This window comes from Flavobacterium sp., from assembly GCF_013823965.1.
Taxonomy (GTDB): domain Bacteria; phylum Bacteroidota; class Bacteroidia; order Flavobacteriales; family Flavobacteriaceae; genus Flavobacterium.
In genome coordinates, this window is sequence record NZ_PNNA01000003.1 from 1 (window position 1) to 19,533 (window position 19,533).

Below are 19,533 nucleotides of genomic sequence, written 5' to 3' on the forward strand. Positions count from 1 at the left end.
ACCAAAAATACCTGCCAATGAAACCAATGAAGACAACAAAACCACATTGGCAAAATCGTTACCCACTGATATTTGTCGCATCAATAACTCACTGTAAATACCCGCCAAAAACAAAAGGCTGTCTCCTGGAAGAAAAAAACCGGCAAACAAACCTGTTTCGGCAAAAATGATGAAAATGATTACCAACAACCCTATTTTTATCCCACCAAACTCCATTAAAATATAAAACTCAGGGTTAATTAATTGGGACCAATCGAAATTATTCATAAAATTATTTTAAATATTATTTTGGTCGTGAAAGTAACTATAATTTAGCAAAATAGCATCATCAAAACGGTGCATTTCCAATATTTTAATAAATATTTAATAGAATGTGGGCTTTTAAGAATTTATCTAAAACAATTCAAAAAAAGCACCACATTCTTTTTGAAAACTTTTACTTGGCCGGTTATTCTCTTTCGTATTTACAACAAGAATGAAGATTTTCATAAGTTTCATCTGCCGCTCTCACCTCGCCGGCATCGTGTCCCACTTTGGCTACAGCCTTTTTGATATCGGCAACAGAGGCTTTCTCTTCATTGATGGTAACCTCTAATTTGTGGGTTTCAATACTCCAATTGGCCACTTTCACTCCACTAACCGAAAAAGCCGCTTTCTGGATTCTTCTTTGACACTGTTCGCAATTACCATTAACATTAATGGTGTATTTCGCATTTTTGTTCTTTTTTTCTTGTGCTTGTGTGGAAAGTGTCACAAATACTAACAGCATTCCTAAAAATAGATTTTTCATTTTATGATATTTTTTAATTGTTATTGAAATGGACTTATTTAATTTTAAATCGAAGACCGGCATAATACATTTGTCCAAAAACCGGCGCATATACAATCGAAGCATCAAATGTTGGACCAAAAGGATTTTCGCTTCCTAAAATGGCTTTTTCTTGTTTATAGTTTCCAATGTTTTCGCCTCCTACATAGATTTCAAAAGTAGAAGAAAAAATCTTGGTGATTTGTGCATTCATCAAAGAATAGGAAGGAGAATAATCCGGAAGTCGATCTCCCACGGGATTCGATGCCGTTTCTGGCAATTTTTGTTCGCCCATCCAGTTATAGGTAAAATCAAATTTCCATTGACTTCCATTTTCACCCAAATGAGTTTCATACCCTAAATTCCCAAAAAAACGATGTTTGGCTTGCATAGGTCTTTCGCTTCTTCCGCTCAAATAATCTGTTTGGATATCGTAATATTTATAAGCCGTGCGCAAATCAAGATGTTTCGCCAATTCAATGTTGAAATCCACTTGCAAACTATTGGCATACGATTTACCGTTCAAATTATAAAACAACGTCTGGTGCGTTCCTGGAATCGCTGGAGCCGTGTATAAATCGACCACAACCTGATTTTTGAAATCGGTTCTGTAGAAATCAAAACCAACATCAGCTTTTTTGCCAAAAACAGAAAAACCTTGATTGAAACTCAAACCGTAATTCCAAGCAATTTCAGGATCCAAACCATAAATTTTTCCGTTGGTATCCAAGATGTCAAATGTTCTGGAACTTGCAAAAAGAGGTTGGTTTTCGGCAAAAATATTGGCACTGCGTTTTCCTCGTCCTGCCGAAGCGCGCAAAACACCTTTGCCCCAAGGATTGTATCGAATGTGCAATCTTGGCGTAACAAAAGTCCCTAAACGGTTGTGATTGTCAACTCGTCCACCGGCAATGAAACTGAAATTAGAGGAATTGTCAAAGGTATATTCAAAAAAGGCACCAATGGAATTGTCGATTCTGCTGTAATCATTCACGTTGACAAATTCCTGGTATTTGTCATAGGTAAAGTTCAATCCCGTGGCAAATTTATTCATCGTGTTGTCGATAATCGAATTGAAAATCAAGTTCGAATAATAACTGCTTTGTTTGATGTTGTAACGGTTCAACCCAAAATAAGATTCTTGGTCGTGGCTATCAAAAGCATTTTGGAAACCAAAGCTTTGATACGGCATTTCCGGAAAAACATAACCCAATTTTGTGGAAACATTAAAACGTTCCGTATTGATTTCAGAGCCCCAAGAATTGGTCGTTCCCTTGTCTTTCTTTGGGTCAAAATCGATTTCTCCAGTTTGTTTTTCGTCATTCATGTAACGAAAATTGATGAAACTCACCCACCCTTTTTGGGCATCGGTATATTGCCAACGATTCAAGACATTGATTTGCTTTGACAACGGATTGTCGAGAAAACCATCATCGTTCATGTCGTTTTTGGCAACTCTGGTATTGCCGTGAACAAACAAACTACTCGCCCATTTATCCGAAATTTTGGTATTGAAATGGGTATTCAATTCAAATCGGCTATCGGTGGAACCATACGCATTCAAGAAGAAAGGAATGTCTTTGACTGGCTTGAGCAACTCGGTGTTGATTTGCCCCGAAATACTTTCGTATCCATTGACAACACTTCCCGCACCTTTTGTAATTTGAATACTTTCGACCCAAGTTCCCGGTGTAAACGACAATCCGTAAGCTTGCGAAGCACCGCGGACCGACGGGATATTTTCTTCGGTAATCATCAAATAAGGACTGGTTAGACCCAACATCTTGATTTGTTTGGTTCCCGTCAAGGCATCCGAAAAATTGACGTCGATAGAAGGATTGGTTTCGAAACTTTCGGCGAGGTTGCAACAAGCGGCTTTAAGTAATTCCTTGCTGGTCAAAAGGGTTGTGTTTGCTGTAATCTTGGAGGATTTTTGCAAACTTTTATTTTTAGAAACGACTTTTATTTCCTGTAATGTGTCTTGCGAATAAGAACTAAACGCACACAACAAGATCAATAAAAGTATTGAAATTTGTTTTTTCATTATGTTGATTTTTAATGTTTTTAAAAGATTGTCAAACCCAAAAAAGGCTTGACCCGACAAAAACATTAAAATCAGGCGTAGAAAATATATTGATGGTATAATTTGAAAAGCGGTGGTGCATTGGCATCACAATAGTAAGACGTAATGCAATTGTTTTCAAAATTGGGCAATTCAGAAAACACCACAGGTTTCCATTCTTCAAACAGAAAGTTGAAATCAGGTTGAAAAGAGATAGAAGTCAGGGTTACATTCTCTGATTTTTTTTGAATATTGACTACTTTATCCTTGCAACAGCCGCCATTTTTTTTGACATTGCTGGAAACTTTTGGAGGACAACAACTTTCTTCAACGGTGTTTTGGGATTGAACCGTTTTCAAAAAAACAGGTTTTACAGAGGCGATTTCCCCGCCACAATAATGCACGTCAATAGCGAATCCCACATTGGAAACCAAGAGGAAAAACGCCAGAAAAATACTGATGTGCTTTTTAAATTTCATAATGCAAAAGTAAGCATTTATACAACCGATAAAATTAATTTTGTGTTAAAAGTAAAAACATTCGAAGCATCACAACTCAATTTCTTGTCCCATTAAAGGAACAGCGCAATCAAAACCGTACTTTTCGATTATTTTTAGGCGAAGTTCATCTGCGGGTTCATTTTCTCCGTGAACCAAGAAGACTTTCGTGGGTTTGCTTTCCAAGGCCGAAAGCCAATTGAGCAAATCTTTTTGGTCGCCATGGGCTGACAAAGCTTCTATTTCCAGGATATTGGCCAATACGGGATAATATTTTCCGTGCATTTTGATTTCTTTGGCACCTTCCAATAATTTTCGGCCACGAGTTCCTTCGGCTTGGTAACCTATGATGATTACGGTAGTTTCCGGCAAGCCAATATAACGTTCCAAATAACTCAAAACCCTTCCGCCGGTAATCATTCCGCTGGCGGCAATAACCACTTTTGGATTCTTGTCATAAATGGTTTGAATGGTTTCTTGATAATCAGAAATCATCGAAAACATTTTGCACATTCCCATATAATGTTGCTCGGGTAATTTATGCCATTTCTTGTTTTGGGCAAAAATTTCCAATGCACTAATTCCCATTGGCGTGTCAATAACATATGGAATATTTGGAATTCGTCCCTCTTCTTTGAGTTGCCAAAGCAAATACATCACGGTTTGTGCGCGCTCTACGGCAAAACTCGGAATGATGATGGTTCCGCCTTTTTGAACCGTGTTGTTAATGTACATTTCGAGTTCCATTTTCGCGTCCGTATCGGGATGAAGACGATTGCCATAAGTACTTTCCAGAAACAGGTAATCTGCTTTTTTGGGTTTTGTTGGCGGATACATCAACACATCGTTATCGCGGCCAATATCTCCCGAAAAAACCAGGGTTTTGCCTTCCAGATTTAATTCGATGCTGCAAGCGCCAATAATATGTCCGGCATTGGTGAAAACCGCAGAAATCTCGGCATCCAAAGGGATTTCTTCATTGGTTTTAATCACTCTAAAAAGCGGAAAAACGGCTTCGGCTTGTTTTACATCATAAAGAGGTTCTGCAATTTCGTGTTTGGAATAATGTCCCTTGTTGGCCATTTCTGCTTCTTCTTCCTGAATTTTGGCACTATCCAAAAGAATGAGTTTTGTAATGTCTTTTGTTGGACTCGTACAATAAATTTTACCTTTAAAGCCTTGATTTACCAATCGTGGCAGCCAACCGCAATGGTCTAAATGACCGTGTGTCAACAATACAAAATCTATGGTTGAAGGTAATATGGGCAAGGGTTTCCAATTGAGTTCCCGCAACGGTTTTATGCCTTGAAATTGTCCGCAATCTATCAAAATACGGATTCCATTGCTATCAACCAATGTTTTTGAACCCGTAACGGTTCCTGCTCCGCCAATGAATTTAATTTTCATGATTTCTATGCTTTAAATCCAAAAAAAAATGCAATTCTAAATATATCTACACAATTCCGAGGCTTCTTTTAAAACGTTTTTTATCCTGTTGGAACTCAATCCTATTCTTTCCAAGCTTTCTGAATTGTTTATGATTTCTTTTACCAAAATAACGTCCATCACCAGTAATTTGTCTTTTTCGGCCAAGGATAATGTGGTCAAACACGTAACAGGATAGAGGTGGTGTGAATCGTTTTTTGTTTTCAAATTATTGTTTTCGGGGTAATTCCAACTCAATAAATTTAGTTTTGAACATTTTGCAAAAGCAATGGCGTCAGCCGTAAACCTGTTATTGGTAACAATCCAACATTTCGAAACAGTATCATTTCGAGTATAAATTGTATGTCGATTGTCTTTCAAATCATTGAACCTGGACAAAATATACATGGGAACTTTAACATCGGAATTGGCATCTTTTCCCATATGAAATTTGCATTCCACCATGGCTATGGCATTGTCTTTTTTTAACAACACATCGATTTCATGAGAAACACATTTGCCTTGTAAAATAAAATTGGTCAAGGTTTGGTAATTTTCCGAGGCGAAAAGGCGGGCGATATACTTTTCGAAGAAAAAACCCGTTGGCCCCAATAATCTGATGGCCTCCTTCAAATTGTATCGAGCGGCATGAGAATGGCAGGTTTTTTTTAACAAACTGAAAGCCATCTTGTAGATTTGCTTGGTAGAAATCCCTTCGTAGATTTGGTTTTCAATGTTATGCAAAATCGTTTCAACCTCCAGATTGCTTGCGCCAGATTTCAAGAGTGATTCCTTTAATTTCGAAGGATTATAATCAACAATATTTCCGGAATGCTTTACTATTTTCATTAGTTCGTGATTTAACGGTTATTAAATCAAAGCGGCTAATAAAGGTACGAAAAAAGATTACTTGTTCTGCTTTTGATAATAAAATGCTGGTAGAAACAACAATAAAAAAATGGGTTGAATGAGGAATCGTCGAATATAGAATAGAGCCATTTTATTTGTTTCGCCAAAAAAAGAAAGCACAATAAAGAAAAAAACAACCAGAATTATAAAAAACACCAAATACAACATCGAAGCAAATTTTACCGCTTCAGTGTCTTTAAACAAAACATAAATTATGGCTAAAGACAAAACGGTATTCAAAAAATAACGAAACAGCAATCCAAAAAACAAGGAACCATTTTCAATTTCCGGCAAAGGCAAATTGTGATAATCCGTTTTGAAATAATTCAAAAATGGGTCATAAAACAAACTGTCCTCGTAGGCTCTTATGAGAACCAACAAAAGGACCAGCAACATTGCCAAAGCTATTCTAACTTTATGATTTAATAGTTTTTGTAGCATATTTTGAAAATTTATTGACCCAAATAATCCATAAAATAAAAACCACTCCATATATAAATAAAGGGAAAACCACTCCGTGCAAAAGATGCTCCTGTTCCGGAAAATAATACATCAAAATGCACAAAAGAGCAATCCGAACCACGTTCAGAACATGAATGAGCAAACTACCTCCAATTATAAATAAAACTGTTGATTTTAATTTTCCCGAAAAAGCGATCACAAAAGAAATAAATAAAATAATCACGCTCAAACCATTACAACCTTCTATAATTCGAGCCATAAATCTTTGATTGTAGAACAAATTCACACTCGCCTCTTTTGTATTGGGCACAATGGTGGCATCGTAATTAAACAAAAGCATTGCATCTTTTGTTTGTTTGGCCACCAATTGCGTTATGTCATCGGCCTCAAATTTCTTTACATCAAATTGTCCCAGATAACTTTGGTAAATAAAAGTTAAAAGTAAATAAGTAAGCAAAAACTTGCCTAAAAACAGCAAAAAGGGTGTATAGCGAATTAAATATTTTTTCAAAATTGAATTTTTAACAAATTTATATAAAATTAAATAGCCGCATTTAAATACTTTTACAAAAAAAATAACGACTATGACTTTCGAAGAATTAAAACCAAAAATAACTGAAATCACTTCAAATTCCACACTTTCAAGGGAAGATAAGCTGTTGAAAATCTGCAAACTACTAAGAGATTCCATTGATTATTATAATTGGGTTGGTTTTTATTTTGCAAACCAAGAAACCCAAACACTACATCTTGGCCCTTATGTTGGAGCAGCAACTGATCATACCGTGATTCCTTTTGGAAAAGGTATTTGTGGGCAAGTGGCGGTTTCCAACGAAAATTTTGTTGTTCCGGATGTTGCCGCACAAGATAATTATATTGCCTGCAGCTTTACAGTCAAATCAGAAATTGTGGTTCCTTTATTTGTAAATGGCGAAAATATTGGACAAATCGACATCGACAGTCACGTCCTCGATCCTTTTACCGAAGCTGACGAACGCTTTTTAGAATTTGTGAACCAAGAAATTGCAACTCTTTATTAAAAAAAATCCTAATTATTTCCAAAATCCGTTACTTCATTTTGAGTAACGGATTTTTTTATTTCCAATACTTACTGGAATATCAAATCTAATTACTTAACTTTGTTTAACTTTTTTAATTTTTAATTAAACAAAAATATTGATTTCACCAAAAAAAGAATTAGACGAAATTGCAATTGACCGAATCATAGAAATGGCTTGGGAAGACCGCACTCCATTTGATGCCATAAAATTTCAATTCGGATTAGCAGAAGCCGATGTAAAAGCGTTAATGAAAAAAGAATTAAAATTTTCTAGTTACAAACTTTGGCGAAAGCGTGTCGAGAATTGCAAAACCAAGCATCTTGCCAAACGTGTCAAAGGCATTGATCGTTTTAAATGTACCATGCAAAAAGCCATATCAAACAATAAAATAGCTAAACGGTAAAGAATAATGAAAAAAGAAAAACCAGACAATATTGTCTATTCCAAAGAAAGTGGATACAACGCCAATGTTTTGTCTTATGGAACAAATGTTGGAGCACCGGTCATTAAAATAGACGATGTTGTTTCTTGGAAAAATAGAGGTATCAGCAATGTAAACAAAGAGTTTGAAGACAAGTTCAATGCCCTTAAAATTCAATATCAACTCTTGATGGAGGAATTTGAATGGAACGAATTAGTGTACAATGCAAAATTTTCATTTGAACCAGTCATTGGCGAAATTTATCATCTCTACATCGCAGAAGACCGCACCTACTTCTTATCGTTGATTGCACCTCAAGAATGGAACAAAGAACACATTGCCACATTCAAATTGAATAGTGATAAAAAATGGGTCTTAATGAACTAACTAATTTTCCCAGAAGCTTAAATTTTGAATAAAAAAACCGTCAATATAGTTTGGTTCAAACGAGACTTGCGTTTTACGGACAACGAAGCCTTGTTTGATGCACATCAATCTGGAATACCTTTATTACTGGTCTATTTTTTTGAACCATCGGTGATGAATTATGATGATTCCGATACCAGACATTGGCGTTTTGTTTACGAATCGATTCAAGATTTGCAAAAAAAACTGGAACCCATTGGCCAAAAAATATACTTTTTCCATTCCGAAGTCGAGGCTACATTTTCAACACTATTGCAACATTACGAGATAAAAACTGTTTTTTCACATCAGGAAATTGGCAACAAACTTACTTTCGACAGAGATATTGCAATGCAAGAATTCTTTCAAAAAAATAACATCCATTGGAAGGAATTTCAAATGCACGGTGTGATTCGGAAATTAAAATCACGCCAAAACTGGGATAAACGCTGGGAAGCAGTAATGCGAGCCTCGCCAAAAATCATCAAAGAATCGGATTTGAATTTGATTTCATTAAACAATGATATTTACAAAACCATCAAAGGAGAACCTTTGCCAATTGAAATCACAACGCCCAACAAAAATTTTCAACAAGGTGGCGAAAATCTGGCTTGGCGGTATTTAGACAGTTTTGTAAAAGAACGCTATGTGAATTATAGCAAACACATTTCAAAACCTGCTTTGAGTCGAAAAGGTTGCAGTAGATTGTCGCCTTATTTAGCCTACGGAAACATCAGTATGCGAATGGTGTATCAATATACCAACCAGTTTTATGAAACGTCAAAAAACAAACGTGCGATTCTCAATTTTGTATCTCGTTTGCATTGGCATTGTCATTTTATGCAAAAATTTGAAGATGAATGTCGAATGGAATTTGAAAATGTCAATCGGGCGTATGACACCTTGGTGAAACCCAAAAACGAAGCCTACATCAAAGCTTGGCAAGAAGGCAAAACGGGCGTTCCCATTGTCGATGCTTGTATGCGATGTTTGGTCGCAACGGGTTATATCAATTTCAGAATGCGGGCGATGGTGGTTTCTTTTTTCACCTTTAATTTATGGCAAGATTGGCGTGAATTACATTTTTTGGCAAGGCAATTTCTGGATTATGAACCCGGGATTCATTATCCACAAATTCAAATGCAATCAGGAACCACGGGCATCAACACCATCCGAATTTATAATCCAATTAAAAACTCAGAGGAACACGATTCAGAAGGTATTTTTATCAAACAATGGATTCCAGAATTATCAGAAGTGCCCACACATTTATTGCACGAGCCTTGGAAAATGAACGAAATGGAACAGCAGTTTTACAACTGTAAAATCGGAGAAGATTATCCTGCACCAATTGTAAATATTGAAGAAACCAGAAAGTTTGCCAGTGATATCGTTTGGAGCTTTCGGAAGAAAGACGAAGTGAAGGAAGAAGGAAAACGAATTTTGACAAAACACGTGAGCAATCCAAATAAACCAAAAAATGCGAGGAATAAAAAAGCAAAACCTGCCCAATAAAATTTGTTTGGTCTGCCAAAAACCTTTCGTTTGGCGCAAAAAATGGGAAAAAGTGTGGGACGAAGTGAAATATTGTAGTGATAAATGTAGAATGAATAAAAAATAATTTGACCGCAGATTCGCAGATTTTAAAAATTATTATATCTGCGAATTTGCGGTAAAAAACAAAAAAATGAACAAAACTCTTAGATTAATTCTCGGCGACCAACTGAATATAAATCATTCTTGGTTTCAAACCGTTGATGATTCCGTTACTTATGTTATGATGGAAATCCGTTCCGAAACTGATTATGCCACCCATCACATTCAGAAAATTATGGGTTTATTTTCGGCTATGCAAAATTTTGCCAAGGAATTAAAAGAACAAAATCATCAAGTGATTTATTTTCATTTGAATGATGATAATAATTTACAATCCTTTGATAAAAACCTTCAACAGCTAATAGAAAAGGAAGGATTTACAAATTTTGAATACCAATTCCCCGACGAATATCGCTTGGACGAATTACTTCAAGACTTTTGCCGAACACTTACCATTTCGACTTCGGTTGTCGATTCAGAACATTTTATGAGCTCCAGAAGCGAATTGGGTGATTTTTTTGAGGGTAAAAAAACATTCTTGATGGAAAGTTTCTATCATTATATGCGAAAAAAACACAATGTCTTGATGCAAGGCGACAAACCACTCACCAGAAAATGGAATTACGACGGCGATAACCGTAAAAAATTACCTGCCGCTCACAAACCAACTCCACCCTTGGTTTTCAATAACGATGTTTCAGAAATTCTAACAGAAATCCAAAAAAACAACATCAAAACCATAGGAAACATTGATGCTAAAAATTTCGTTTGGCCCACAACCAGAAAGCAATCTTTGGAACTGTTGGACTTTTTTGCCACCGAATGTTTATCGCTTTTTGGGAGTTATCAAGATGCGATGACTCCCAACGAATGGTCTTTGTATCATTCGAGAATTTCATTTTCGATGAATATTAAAATGATTTCGCCATTGGAAGTCATAAATAGAGCCATTCAAGAATGGGAAAATCGCCCTGACGAAATCGAGTACAATCAGCTAGAGGGTTTTGTTCGTCAAATTATTGGTTGGCGAGAATATATGCGTGGTATTTATTGGAACAAAATGCCCGATTATGCCACGATGAATTTTTTCAACAATGAAAATAAATTACCCGATTGGTTTTGGACTGGAAAAACAAAAATGAATTGCCTGAAAGATGCTATTAACCAATCTTTGAATTTTGCTTATGCACATCACATTCAACGGTTGATGGTTACAGGAAATTTTGCGCTTTTGGCAGGAGTTCATCCTGACGAAGTTGATGCTTGGTATTTGGGAATTTATATTGATGCGATTGAATGGGTCGAAATTACCAACACACGAGGCATGAGCCAGTTTGCCGACGGCGGAATTGTGGGCACAAAACCGTATGTGAGTTCGGCTGCCTACATTGACAAAATGAGTCATTATTGCGGTTCGTGTTATTACAAAAAAGCGATAAAAACAGGCGATAAAGCCTGTCCTTTCAACAGTTTGTATTGGAATTTTTATGATAAAAACGAAGATGAATTAGGTAAAAATCCCCGAATCGGGATGATGTACAACGTTTGGCGAAAAATGAAACCCGATGACAAAGCAGCCTTATTGCAACAAGCCGATTATTATTTGAAAAACATTAATGATTTATGAAAACTATCGTTGTTTGGTTTAAAACCGATTTAAGAATATCCGATAATGAAACGCTTATTAAAGCGATTGCTAAAAGCGATCAAATAATTACTGTGTATTGTTTTGACGATTCCCATTTTGAAACAACTCCTTATGGTTTTAAAAAAACAGGAAGTTTTAGAGCTCAATTTTTATTGGAGTCATTGCAAGATTTAGACAATAATTTGCGAAATATAGGTTCAGGTTTGCTTATTGTAAAAGGAAAACCCGAAATTGAAATTCCGAAAATTGTTCAAAAATACAAAGCTCAAAAAGTTTTTGCCAAACGAGAAGTGGCTTTCGAGGAAAAACAAACCGAAAAACGGGTACAAGAATCATTATTTAAATTGCGTTGTGAATTGGAAACTTTCAGCACAAGTACCTTGTATCACGCTGAAGACCTACCATTTCCCATTAAAAATATTCCCGATGTTTTTACAAATTTTAGAAAAAAAACTGAAAAAGAATCCAAAATCAGAGGTTCTTTTGACAAACCATTACAAATAAACTCGCCAGAAATTCCAGAAATGAAATTACCTACTTTGCAGGATTTGGATTTGGATTTTTCGCCAATAGATTCCCGCGCAGCAATTGAGTTTAAAGGGGGTGAAACCGAAGCAATAAAACGTTTGAATCATTATTTTTATGAAACAAAATGCTTATCCAATTATAAAGAAACCCGAAACGGAATGATAGGTTCCGATTATTCCTCAAAATTCTCGGCTTGGTTGGCTTTGGGTTGTATTTCGCCACGGTTTATTTATGAAGAAGTCAAAAAATATGAGAAAGAATTTGGAGCTAATGATTCTACTTATTGGTTAATTTTCGAATTATTATGGCGAGATTTTTTCCGGTTTATGTTCAAAAAACACCAAACTAAATTTTTCTTGTATTCGGGAATACAAACAGACACAGTCAATTCGAAATCCTTAAATGAAAAATTACTTTCTCAATGGATAAACGGAGCAACCAATTCCGATTTTATCAATGCCAATATGCTGGAATTGAAACAAACAGGTTTTATGAGCAATCGAGGACGGCAAAATGTAGCCAGTTATTTTTGCAATGAACTCAATATGGATTGGCGATTGGGTGCTGCCTATTTTGAAGAACAATTAATCGATTATGATGTGTGCAGCAATTGGGGAAATTGGGCTTATTTAGCTGGCGTTGGCAACGATCCTCGTGGACATCGGTATTTCAACATCGAGAAACAAGCGAGTGATTATGATAAAAATAAAGCGTTTAGAAAGTTGTGGATAAATGAATCAGGATTTGTAAATAAAGTTTAAAAAATAAACAAGCGCTAACCTAAATTGGGAGTTCGTGTAATATCGAGTTTAAATATTCATTAAATATCCTGTTAAATTTTCCTTTTTATTGAGTCCATTTTTTTTTGCGTAAACGGTAACGAGACATCTTCAAACCTCCGCTCGAAATGTTCATAATTTCTGCAATTTCTTTTGTGGACATAATTCGATAAAAATGGGGAAACCTGCATCAGGTTCTAATTTAAATTTCCTTACCCTTTGCAAATCAAAAAATAAAAACTACCTTTGCGCACGAATTAAGAAAATCTTGATTCATACATAATAATCATTTAAATAATATTGGAATGTATTTAACAAAAGAGGTTAAAGAAGAAATCTTCGCTAAACACGGAGGAAAAGCAGAAAACACAGGATCTGCAGAAGGACAAATCGCACTTTTCACACACAGAATCAGTCACCTAACCGAGCACTTGAAAAAAAATCGTCACGATTACAACACAGAGCGTTCTTTGGTACTTTTGGTAGGTAAAAGAAGATCTTTGTTGGATTACTTGAAAAAGAAAGAAATCAACAGATATCGTGAGATTATCAAAGTATTGGGTATTAGAAAATAATCAATATAAAAAAGAGGTGCGAGAGTGCCTCTTTTTGTTTTACACAAAGCCTATAAGATTTTAAAACCTTATAGGTTTAACATTTAAAAAAAAGTTTGGTTTTTCATTGGGTTTTAGTCATTAACTACACAACAACTACAACTACAACACAACTAGAACCCATTGTTTAATCACAAAAAAAAATTATGATTCCAAAAGTTTCAAGAGAAGTAATCGATTTAGGAGATGGCAGAAGCATCTCAATCGAGACCGGAAAATTAGCCAAACAGGCTGACGGTTCAGTAGTAGTACAAATGGGAAATGCCATGTTGCTTGCCACCGTGGTATCTGCCCGTAAAGCCAGCCCTGGAGTTGACTTTTTACCATTGACGGTAGATTACCGTGAAAAATTTGCAGCAGCAGGACGTTTTCCTGGTGGATTTTTCAAAAGAGAAGCAAGACCAAGCGACAGCGAAGTTTTAACAATGAGATTGGTAGACCGCGTATTGCGTCCACTTTTTCCAGATGATTACCATGCAGAAACACAAGTAATGATTCAGTTAATGTCTCATGACGACAGTGTTATGCCGGATGCATTGGCAGGATTGGCAGCTTCGGCAGCACTTGCCTTGTCTGATTTGCCTTTCTCAACATTAATTTCAGAAGCACGTGTGGCACGTATTGACGGAAAATTCGTCATCAATCCAAGTCGTGCGCAATTAGAGTTGTCCGACATTGACATGATGATTGGAGCATCCAAAGATTCTATCGCAATGGTAGAAGGAGAAATGAAAGAAATTTCAGAACATGAAATGGTGGAAGCCATTAAGTTTGCCCACGATGCCATCAAAATCCAAATTGCTGCCCAAGAAAGATTGGTTGCCGCTTTTGGAGCAAAAGAAACTCGTACTTACGAAGAAGAAAAAGAAGACGAAGCCATTTATGCTAAAGTAAAAGCAGCGGCTTACGACAAAATCTACGATATTGCAAAAGTAGGTTCTTCCAAACAAGAAAGAACAGCTTCATTTGCAGCAGTAAAAGAAGAAGTAAAAGCTTTGTTTACCGAAGAAGAATTGGCTGAAAACGGAGACTTGGTTAGTAAATATTTTTATAAAACCAATAAAGAAGCCGTTCGTAACGTAACCTTGGATTTAGGAACTCGTTTGGATGGAAGAAAAACAAACCAAATCCGTCCTATCTGGGCTGAAGTGGATTATTTACCATCTGTTCACGGTTCTGCCATCTTTACAAGAGGAGAAACTCAAGCATTGGCAACAGCCACTTTAGGAACTTCAAGAGAAGCGAACCAAATTGATTCTCCATCTGAACAAGGGGAAGAAAAATTCTACTTGCACTACAACTTTCCTCCTTTCTCGACTGGTGAAGCAAAACCTTTAAGAGGAACTTCAAGAAGAGAAGTAGGTCACGGAAACTTGGCTCAAAGAGCTTTGAAAAATATGATTCCTGCTGATTGTCCTTACACAATTCGTATTGTATCTGAAGTATTGGAATCGAATGGTTCTTCTTCTATGGCTACCGTATGTGCTGGAACATTAGCATTGATGGATGCAGGTATCCAAATGGTTAAACCAGTTTCTGGAATAGCTATGGGATTGATTACAGACGGAGATCGTTTTGCTGTATTGTCAGATATTTTGGGTGACGAAGATCACTTGGGAGACATGGACTTTAAAGTAACTGGAACTGCTGACGGTATCACTGCTTGTCAAATGGACATCAAAATCGAAGGATTGAAATACAACATCATGGAGGAAGCTTTGGCTCAAGCCCGTGAAGGTCGTTTGCACATCCTTGGAAAAATAACTGAAACTTTGGCAGCGCCAAAAGCAGACGTTAAAGCGTATGCTCCAAAAATCATCACAAGAACTATTCCTGGCAACTTCATTGGTGCTTTGATTGGACCTGGTGGAAAAGTAATTCAAGAATTACAAAAAGCTACAGGAACCACCATCGTAATCAACGAAGTGAACGAAGAAGGCGTAATTGAAATTCTTGGAACTGACCCTGCTGGAATTGAAGCGGTATTGGCCAAAATCCAATCCATCACATTCAAACCACAAATGGGAGAAGCTTATGAGGTGAAAGTAATCAAAATGCTTGATTTTGGTGCCGTTGTAGAATATACAGCCGCTCCAGGAAACGAAGTATTGCTTCACGTATCGGAACTAGCTTGGGAACGTACTGAAAACGTTTCTGATGTAGTGAACATGGGCGATGTTTTCCAAGTGAAATACCTTGGAGTTGATCCAAAAACCAGAAAAGAAAAAGTGTCGAGAAAAGCGCTTTTACCAAGACCTCCACGTGAGGAAAAAAAAGAGTAATCAGATCTTAGTTTACTAAAGGTTTATTTATAGAAAACCCCGTTTCATCTATTTGAAACGGGGTTTTTAAGTTTAGAAAGCAAATCAAATTGCAGCAAACGGTTAAAGCTCTCCTATTATCTTTAAATAATTTTATGAGAATTAAATTATAAAAAACACCATTAGCGTTACAATTAATGCAAAGAAAAAAATATCTTTAACCTTATTAATCTTAAAAAAACAAAATTTCGTTATGGCATTTACAATTATTCAAAACACAAAAATCAACACCCAAGTTTTTACTTTTTTAAGTCCTGAAACCGTAACTTATCCAGTAGCACCCTTGGTTTCGGCAAAATTCTACAGCCCGAATGGCGTATTGACGCTAAAAATCAGGGCTACCTTGTACATGAATTCAGATGACACGGTTCCTCCAACAGTCCAAGAAACTACCGAATCTGGAAATGTTTTGACAATGAATTACGACTATGATTTCTCCGAGGTCACTCCAGAAACCTGTGACGTATATTACATAGAAGTGGATTACACTTCAGAAACAGTGGAAAACATTACGACCATTGAATCTTTCATGGTAAATTTAGACCCAGAAACTTCAAGAGGAACAGTGATAGAAGTAACCAAATAGTCATATTTTATCATTAGTTTTACTAAATATTATTTTTATTGTAAATTATATGTTAGCAAGATTTAGTTTATTGTTGTTTTTTATGCCTCTTTTTCTTTTTTCACAAGTCAAATCATTTAACGACCTTATTGAAAAGGAATTACAAAAAAAAGTTATTAAACATAAATCCGAAATAAACTTCATCAAATCCCAATCTTTTTATTTAAAACAAAATTGGGATTCCACCCTCATCTACTCGATGAAACAATTGAGTTCCAACACCAACAAAGAAATTGCCGATTATTGTCATTTTTTCAGGGGAACCAGTTTTCTTGAAAAAAAACTTTACAAAGAGACCAAAAAAGAAATGATGCAAATTTCGAATCAATTCGTATTCTTCCCTCAAGCGAGAATTTTTTTGGCAGGAGCTTCTTTAGAATTAAGAGAATTTGAAAACGCTCGACTTTATTACGAAAACACCCTGAAACTTCCTCAAATCTTGCAGCAGACCTATAGTTTGTCCAAAATATACGAGGGATTGGGCACAACCTATATCTTTTTAAAAAATTATGACAAAGCAGAAGAATATCTGGTAAAAAATTTAAAAATCAAAGAAAAAGAGGGAAATAAAACCAGCATATTCGATGCTTATAATGGCCTTGCAAATCTATATTATGAGCAATATAAAGATGAACAAGCCATTCCTTATTTCGAGAAAGCATATTCTTTATCCAAACAAATAAAAAAATTTGGGATAAAAAGTATAGCTTCCCAAAACATGTCCGTAGTTGAAGAAAACAAAGGCAATTTCAAAAAAGCATTAGATTTTAGAAAAGAATCAATACGATGGAAAGATTCTCTCAACAATCAAAACAAAATATGGGCTGTGGCTGATTTTGAGAAAAAATTTGCCGTAGCACAAAAACAAAAACAAATCAAAGTACTTGAAATAGAAAACCAGCTAAAAAACAGCCAACGAAATTGGTTGTTTTTCTCGGCAATTGGCTTGTTAATGCTCTTGACAGCCGGAATCTATCTTTATGCGCAAAAAGTAAAAAACACCAAAATAATTCTGCTCCAAAAAAACAAACTTGACGAACTTAATGCCACCAAAGACCAGCTTTTTTCTATTGTAAGCCATGATTTACGCTCCTCTGTCAACGCCTTAAAAACAAGTAACATCAAATTATCGGCAACACTCGAAACCAAAAATTATGATGAATTAAACCAACTAATCATTCAAAACAGCGGCATAGCCAACTCAGCCTACACTTTGTTGGACAACTTACTGCATTGGGCATTGTTGCAAACCAAACAATTGTATTTTAAAAAAGAATCCGTGCATTTGTTTTCGATAGTGCAACAAATAGAATATGGATACAAACCCTTGTTATCAGACAAAACCATAGCTTTTGAAAATTTGGTTTCCAAAAATAGTTTTATCTTCGTAGACCTAGACTCGCTCAAAATTGTGCTTCGTAATTTATTGGACAATGCCATCAAATTTTCTAATGAAAACGGCAAAATCAGTTTTTACACGCTGGAAAACATTCCTGATTTTTGCCAACTCGTATTGGAAGATACCGGTTTGGGAATGGACAAGAATACCATCGAAGCGATTTTAAAAGACGATGAATTATTGGCCAAAAAAAGTGACTCGGAAACCATTGGAACAGGTCTTGGAATGCAATTGTGCAAACAAATGATCAAGAAAAATGGAGGCACAATACAAATAAAAAGTGAACTCCACAAAGGAACCAAAATCATGTTGACGTTCCCAAAAACAGAACAAAATGGATAATATCAATGTACTAATCATAGAAGATACGCCCGAACAAAGCGATGCACTCAGCAAAGTACTTTTGGAAAACAAATACAACATTGTTGGCATTGCCAGAAGTTATACCGAGGCCCTAAAACTTTTTTACGAACAAACCATTGACATTATCGTCATCGATGTGTTTCTAAACGGAAAACCCGACGGAATCACCTTTGCCGAAACCATCAACATCATTCCAAATGCCTCAAAACCATTCGTCTTTTTGACCAGTTCACAAGACCGACAAATTTTTGAAAGAGCCAAACTCACCAAACCGTTCAGTTTTTTGATGAAACCGTTTAATGAATTAGAAATTCTTTATGCACTGGAAATGGCCGTCGAAAAATTCTACGAACAAATCAATGTTTTCTTTAGCGAAGATCAAAACACGGTAATCGGCAACGACTTTCTATTTATAAAAAAGAAAAATGCATTGAAAAAAGTGGCGATAAATGATATTTTATACATTGAAGTAGAAGATCGTTATTGCAATATAATAACTGAAAAAGAAAAATTTGTAATCCTAATTTCGTTGACAAAAATCAGTGCATTACTAGACACTAATAAATTCGTGAGAACCCATCGCAATATTATGGTTAATTCCAATAAAATAGAAGAAATAATTCTGTCAGACAATCTCATTATTTTGAAGGGAAATCACAAAGTAAATCTCAGCAATACATACAAAGATTTTATAAAAAAAATAAATATTATTTCTTAAAAACCTATTCAATAGCCTACAAGACAACTAATCTTCTCCATCCCGAGAAGATTTTTTTGTTTCTAGCCAACAAAACACAATCAACTCAAAATTTCATGACAATAAAAACTCCCCTCATGACAATTTAAATTACAAAAAATGAAAAGCAAATTACCTTTGGGTATAAATCAACACCAATTCAACATTATGGTATCAAATAACCCCCTAGACATGATAAAGCTAATCTTTTTTCTTCAAAAAATAATATTAAATCCTTACTTCGGAGTATTGTTATCATTATTACTTATGATACCAAGTCTCTATATTATCCTGGAGGACATAACCGTGATAAGAAAAGAATATTTTTTCCTTGCAATTGGACTTCCAATTTATATTAAATCCTTAAATAGAATATTCGACGATATACTAAACAAGGACTGAGAGTTTGTCAAATAAAAGCAATCAAGCCACAATATTATTGCAAAAAACAAGGGAAGTATTTTTAATTTATTTTTTTCTAAAACTTTTGTAACTTTTTTGAAACTCCACACGTATAACCATTCGTACACTTAAAAATTGAGGAGACAAAAACATGAGACAACTTAAAATCACCAAGCAGGTAACCAATCGTGAAACTGCATCATTAGACAAGTATTTACAGGAAATTGGTAAGGTGGATCTTATCACCGCTGATGAAGAGGTGGAATTGGCACAAAAAATTAAAGCCGGTGATCAAGCTGCACTAGAAAAATTGACGAAAGCTAATTTACGTTTCGTTGTTTCGGTGGCTAAACAATATCAAAATCAAGGTTTAACACTTCCTGATTTGATCAATGAAGGAAACTTAGGCCTCATAAAAGCAGCACAACGTTTTGATGAAACTCGTGGATTCAAATTCATATCTTATGCCGTA

General features: G+C 35.6%; 20 protein-coding genes and 1 pseudogene. 13 read left to right on the forward strand and 8 right to left on the reverse strand.

Annotated features, from left to right (window positions below):
- From C0430_RS00115 to xrtF, 8 genes and pseudogenes are all read right to left on the reverse strand, one after another.
- Nucleotides 1-267, reverse strand: a pseudogene (locus tag C0430_RS00115) (DedA family protein); the annotation flags it as partial.
- 181 nt (nt 268-448) lie between these two features.
- A complete protein-coding gene (locus tag C0430_RS00120) occupies nt 449-790 on the reverse strand; it encodes a heavy-metal-associated domain-containing protein (protein WP_290864123.1) in 342 nt (113 codons plus the stop codon).
- Between the two features lie 34 nt (nt 791-824).
- Nucleotides 825-2,852 carry a TonB-dependent receptor plug domain-containing protein gene (locus C0430_RS00125; protein ID WP_290864126.1) on the reverse strand — a complete coding sequence of 676 codons (2,028 nt, stop codon included), beginning with the start codon at nt 2,850-2,852 and terminating at the stop codon, nt 825-827.
- Between the two features lie 71 nt (nt 2,853-2,923).
- Nucleotides 2,924-3,349: a hypothetical protein gene (locus C0430_RS00130; RefSeq protein ID WP_290864128.1), complete on the reverse strand. Its 426-nt coding sequence runs from the start codon at nt 3,347-3,349 to the stop codon at nt 2,924-2,926.
- 69 nt (nt 3,350-3,418) lie between these two features.
- Nucleotides 3,419-4,774 carry an MBL fold metallo-hydrolase gene (locus C0430_RS00135; protein ID WP_290864131.1) on the reverse strand — a complete coding sequence of 452 codons (1,356 nt, stop codon included), beginning with the start codon at nt 4,772-4,774 and terminating at the stop codon, nt 3,419-3,421.
- 36 nt (nt 4,775-4,810) lie between these two features.
- Nucleotides 4,811-5,641 (reverse strand): restriction endonuclease, encoded by an 831-nt coding sequence (locus tag C0430_RS00140; RefSeq protein ID WP_290864133.1) that lies wholly within the window; start codon nt 5,639-5,641, stop codon nt 4,811-4,813.
- Nucleotides 5,642-5,698: 57 nt separating this feature from the next.
- A complete protein-coding gene (locus tag C0430_RS00145) occupies nt 5,699-6,142 on the reverse strand; it encodes an exosortase F system-associated protein (protein ID WP_290864135.1) in 444 nt (147 codons plus the stop codon).
- Nucleotides 6,117-6,674 (reverse strand): exosortase family protein XrtF, encoded by a 558-nt coding sequence (gene xrtF, locus C0430_RS00150; RefSeq protein WP_290864137.1) that lies wholly within the window; start codon nt 6,672-6,674, stop codon nt 6,117-6,119. Before xrtF ends, C0430_RS00145 begins: the two co-directional genes overlap by 26 nt.
- A 73-nt stretch (nt 6,675-6,747) precedes the next feature.
- On the opposite strand from xrtF, the gene C0430_RS00155 reads away from it, so the two are divergent.
- From C0430_RS00155 to C0430_RS00215, 13 genes are all read left to right on the forward strand, one after another.
- Nucleotides 6,748-7,203: a GAF domain-containing protein gene (locus tag C0430_RS00155; RefSeq protein ID WP_290864140.1), complete on the forward strand. Its 456-nt coding sequence runs from the start codon at nt 6,748-6,750 to the stop codon at nt 7,201-7,203.
- Between the two features lie 133 nt (nt 7,204-7,336).
- Nucleotides 7,337-7,627 carry a TIGR03643 family protein gene (locus tag C0430_RS00160; RefSeq protein ID WP_290864163.1) on the forward strand — a complete coding sequence of 97 codons (291 nt, stop codon included), beginning with the start codon at nt 7,337-7,339 and terminating at the stop codon, nt 7,625-7,627.
- 6 nt (nt 7,628-7,633) lie between these two features.
- Complete coding sequence (locus C0430_RS00165) at nt 7,634-8,032, forward strand: DUF2452 domain-containing protein (RefSeq protein WP_290864142.1); 399 nt, start codon at nt 7,634-7,636, stop codon at nt 8,030-8,032.
- A gap of 24 nt (nt 8,033-8,056) precedes the next feature.
- Nucleotides 8,057-9,565, forward strand: coding sequence for a deoxyribodipyrimidine photo-lyase (locus tag C0430_RS00170; protein WP_290864144.1), 1,509 nt, complete (start codon nt 8,057-8,059; stop codon nt 9,563-9,565).
- Nucleotides 9,540-9,671: a DUF2256 domain-containing protein gene (locus tag C0430_RS00175; RefSeq protein WP_290864165.1), complete on the forward strand. Its 132-nt coding sequence runs from the start codon at nt 9,540-9,542 to the stop codon at nt 9,669-9,671. Before C0430_RS00170 ends, C0430_RS00175 begins: the two co-directional genes overlap by 26 nt.
- 66 nt (nt 9,672-9,737) lie before the next feature.
- Nucleotides 9,738-11,273 carry a cryptochrome/photolyase family protein gene (locus C0430_RS00180; protein ID WP_290864146.1) on the forward strand — a complete coding sequence of 512 codons (1,536 nt, stop codon included), beginning with the start codon at nt 9,738-9,740 and terminating at the stop codon, nt 11,271-11,273.
- Nucleotides 11,270-12,583, forward strand: coding sequence for a DASH family cryptochrome (locus C0430_RS00185; protein ID WP_290864148.1), 1,314 nt, complete (start codon nt 11,270-11,272; stop codon nt 12,581-12,583). Before C0430_RS00180 ends, C0430_RS00185 begins: the two co-directional genes overlap by 4 nt.
- Nucleotides 12,584-12,906: 323 nt before the next feature.
- Nucleotides 12,907-13,176: a 30S ribosomal protein S15 gene (rpsO, locus tag C0430_RS00190; RefSeq protein WP_073368524.1), complete on the forward strand. Its 270-nt coding sequence runs from the start codon at nt 12,907-12,909 to the stop codon at nt 13,174-13,176.
- A gap of 185 nt (nt 13,177-13,361) precedes the next feature.
- On the forward strand, nt 13,362-15,497 hold the full coding sequence (locus tag C0430_RS00195; RefSeq protein ID WP_290864152.1) for a polyribonucleotide nucleotidyltransferase: 2,136 nt from the start codon (nt 13,362-13,364) through the stop codon (nt 15,495-15,497).
- 232 nt (nt 15,498-15,729) lie between these two features.
- Entirely contained in the window at nt 15,730-16,122 is a 393-nt protein-coding gene (locus C0430_RS00200) for a hypothetical protein (protein WP_290864154.1), read from the forward strand.
- Nucleotides 16,123-16,171: 49 nt separating this feature from the next.
- Nucleotides 16,172-17,902, forward strand: a complete 1,731-nt coding sequence (locus tag C0430_RS00205; protein ID WP_290864156.1) for a tetratricopeptide repeat-containing sensor histidine kinase — start codon at nt 16,172-16,174, stop codon at nt 17,900-17,902.
- Complete coding sequence (locus C0430_RS00210; RefSeq protein WP_290864159.1) at nt 17,895-18,641, forward strand: LytTR family DNA-binding domain-containing protein; 747 nt, start codon at nt 17,895-17,897, stop codon at nt 18,639-18,641. The genes C0430_RS00205 and C0430_RS00210 overlap by 8 nt, the downstream gene beginning before the upstream one ends.
- Nucleotides 18,642-19,212: 571 nt before the next feature.
- A partial coding sequence (locus tag C0430_RS00215) for a sigma-70 factor domain-containing protein (protein ID WP_290864161.1) occupies nt 19,213-19,533 on the forward strand: 321 nt, incomplete at its 3' end.

Coding starts and splice junctions, on each gene's coding strand:
- C0430_RS00120 (WP_290864123.1), bottom strand. CDS start 790: ATGAAAAATCTATTTTTAGGAATGCTGTTAGTATTTGTGACACTTTCC.
- C0430_RS00125 (WP_290864126.1), bottom strand. CDS start 2,852: ATGAAAAAACAAATTTCAATACTTTTATTGATCTTGTTGTGTGCGTTT.
- C0430_RS00130 (WP_290864128.1), bottom strand. CDS start 3,349: ATGAAATTTAAAAAGCACATCAGTATTTTTCTGGCGTTTTTCCTCTTG.
- C0430_RS00135 (WP_290864131.1), bottom strand. CDS start 4,774: ATGAAAATTAAATTCATTGGCGGAGCAGGAACCGTTACGGGTTCAAAA.
- C0430_RS00140 (WP_290864133.1), bottom strand. CDS start 5,641: ATGAAAATAGTAAAGCATTCCGGAAATATTGTTGATTATAATCCTTCG.
- C0430_RS00145 (WP_290864135.1), bottom strand. CDS start 6,142: ATGCTACAAAAACTATTAAATCATAAAGTTAGAATAGCTTTGGCAATG.
- C0430_RS00155 (WP_290864140.1), top strand. CDS start 6,748: ATGACTTTCGAAGAATTAAAACCAAAAATAACTGAAATCACTTCAAAT.
- C0430_RS00165 (WP_290864142.1), top strand. CDS start 7,634: ATGAAAAAAGAAAAACCAGACAATATTGTCTATTCCAAAGAAAGTGGA.
- C0430_RS00180 (WP_290864146.1), top strand. CDS start 9,738: ATGAACAAAACTCTTAGATTAATTCTCGGCGACCAACTGAATATAAAT.
- C0430_RS00185 (WP_290864148.1), top strand. CDS start 11,270: ATGAAAACTATCGTTGTTTGGTTTAAAACCGATTTAAGAATATCCGAT.
- rpsO (WP_073368524.1), top strand. CDS start 12,907: ATGTATTTAACAAAAGAGGTTAAAGAAGAAATCTTCGCTAAACACGGA.
- C0430_RS00195 (WP_290864152.1), top strand. CDS start 13,362: ATGATTCCAAAAGTTTCAAGAGAAGTAATCGATTTAGGAGATGGCAGA.
- C0430_RS00200 (WP_290864154.1), top strand. CDS start 15,730: ATGGCATTTACAATTATTCAAAACACAAAAATCAACACCCAAGTTTTT.
- C0430_RS00205 (WP_290864156.1), top strand. CDS start 16,172: ATGTTAGCAAGATTTAGTTTATTGTTGTTTTTTATGCCTCTTTTTCTT.
- C0430_RS00210 (WP_290864159.1), top strand. CDS start 17,895: ATGGATAATATCAATGTACTAATCATAGAAGATACGCCCGAACAAAGC.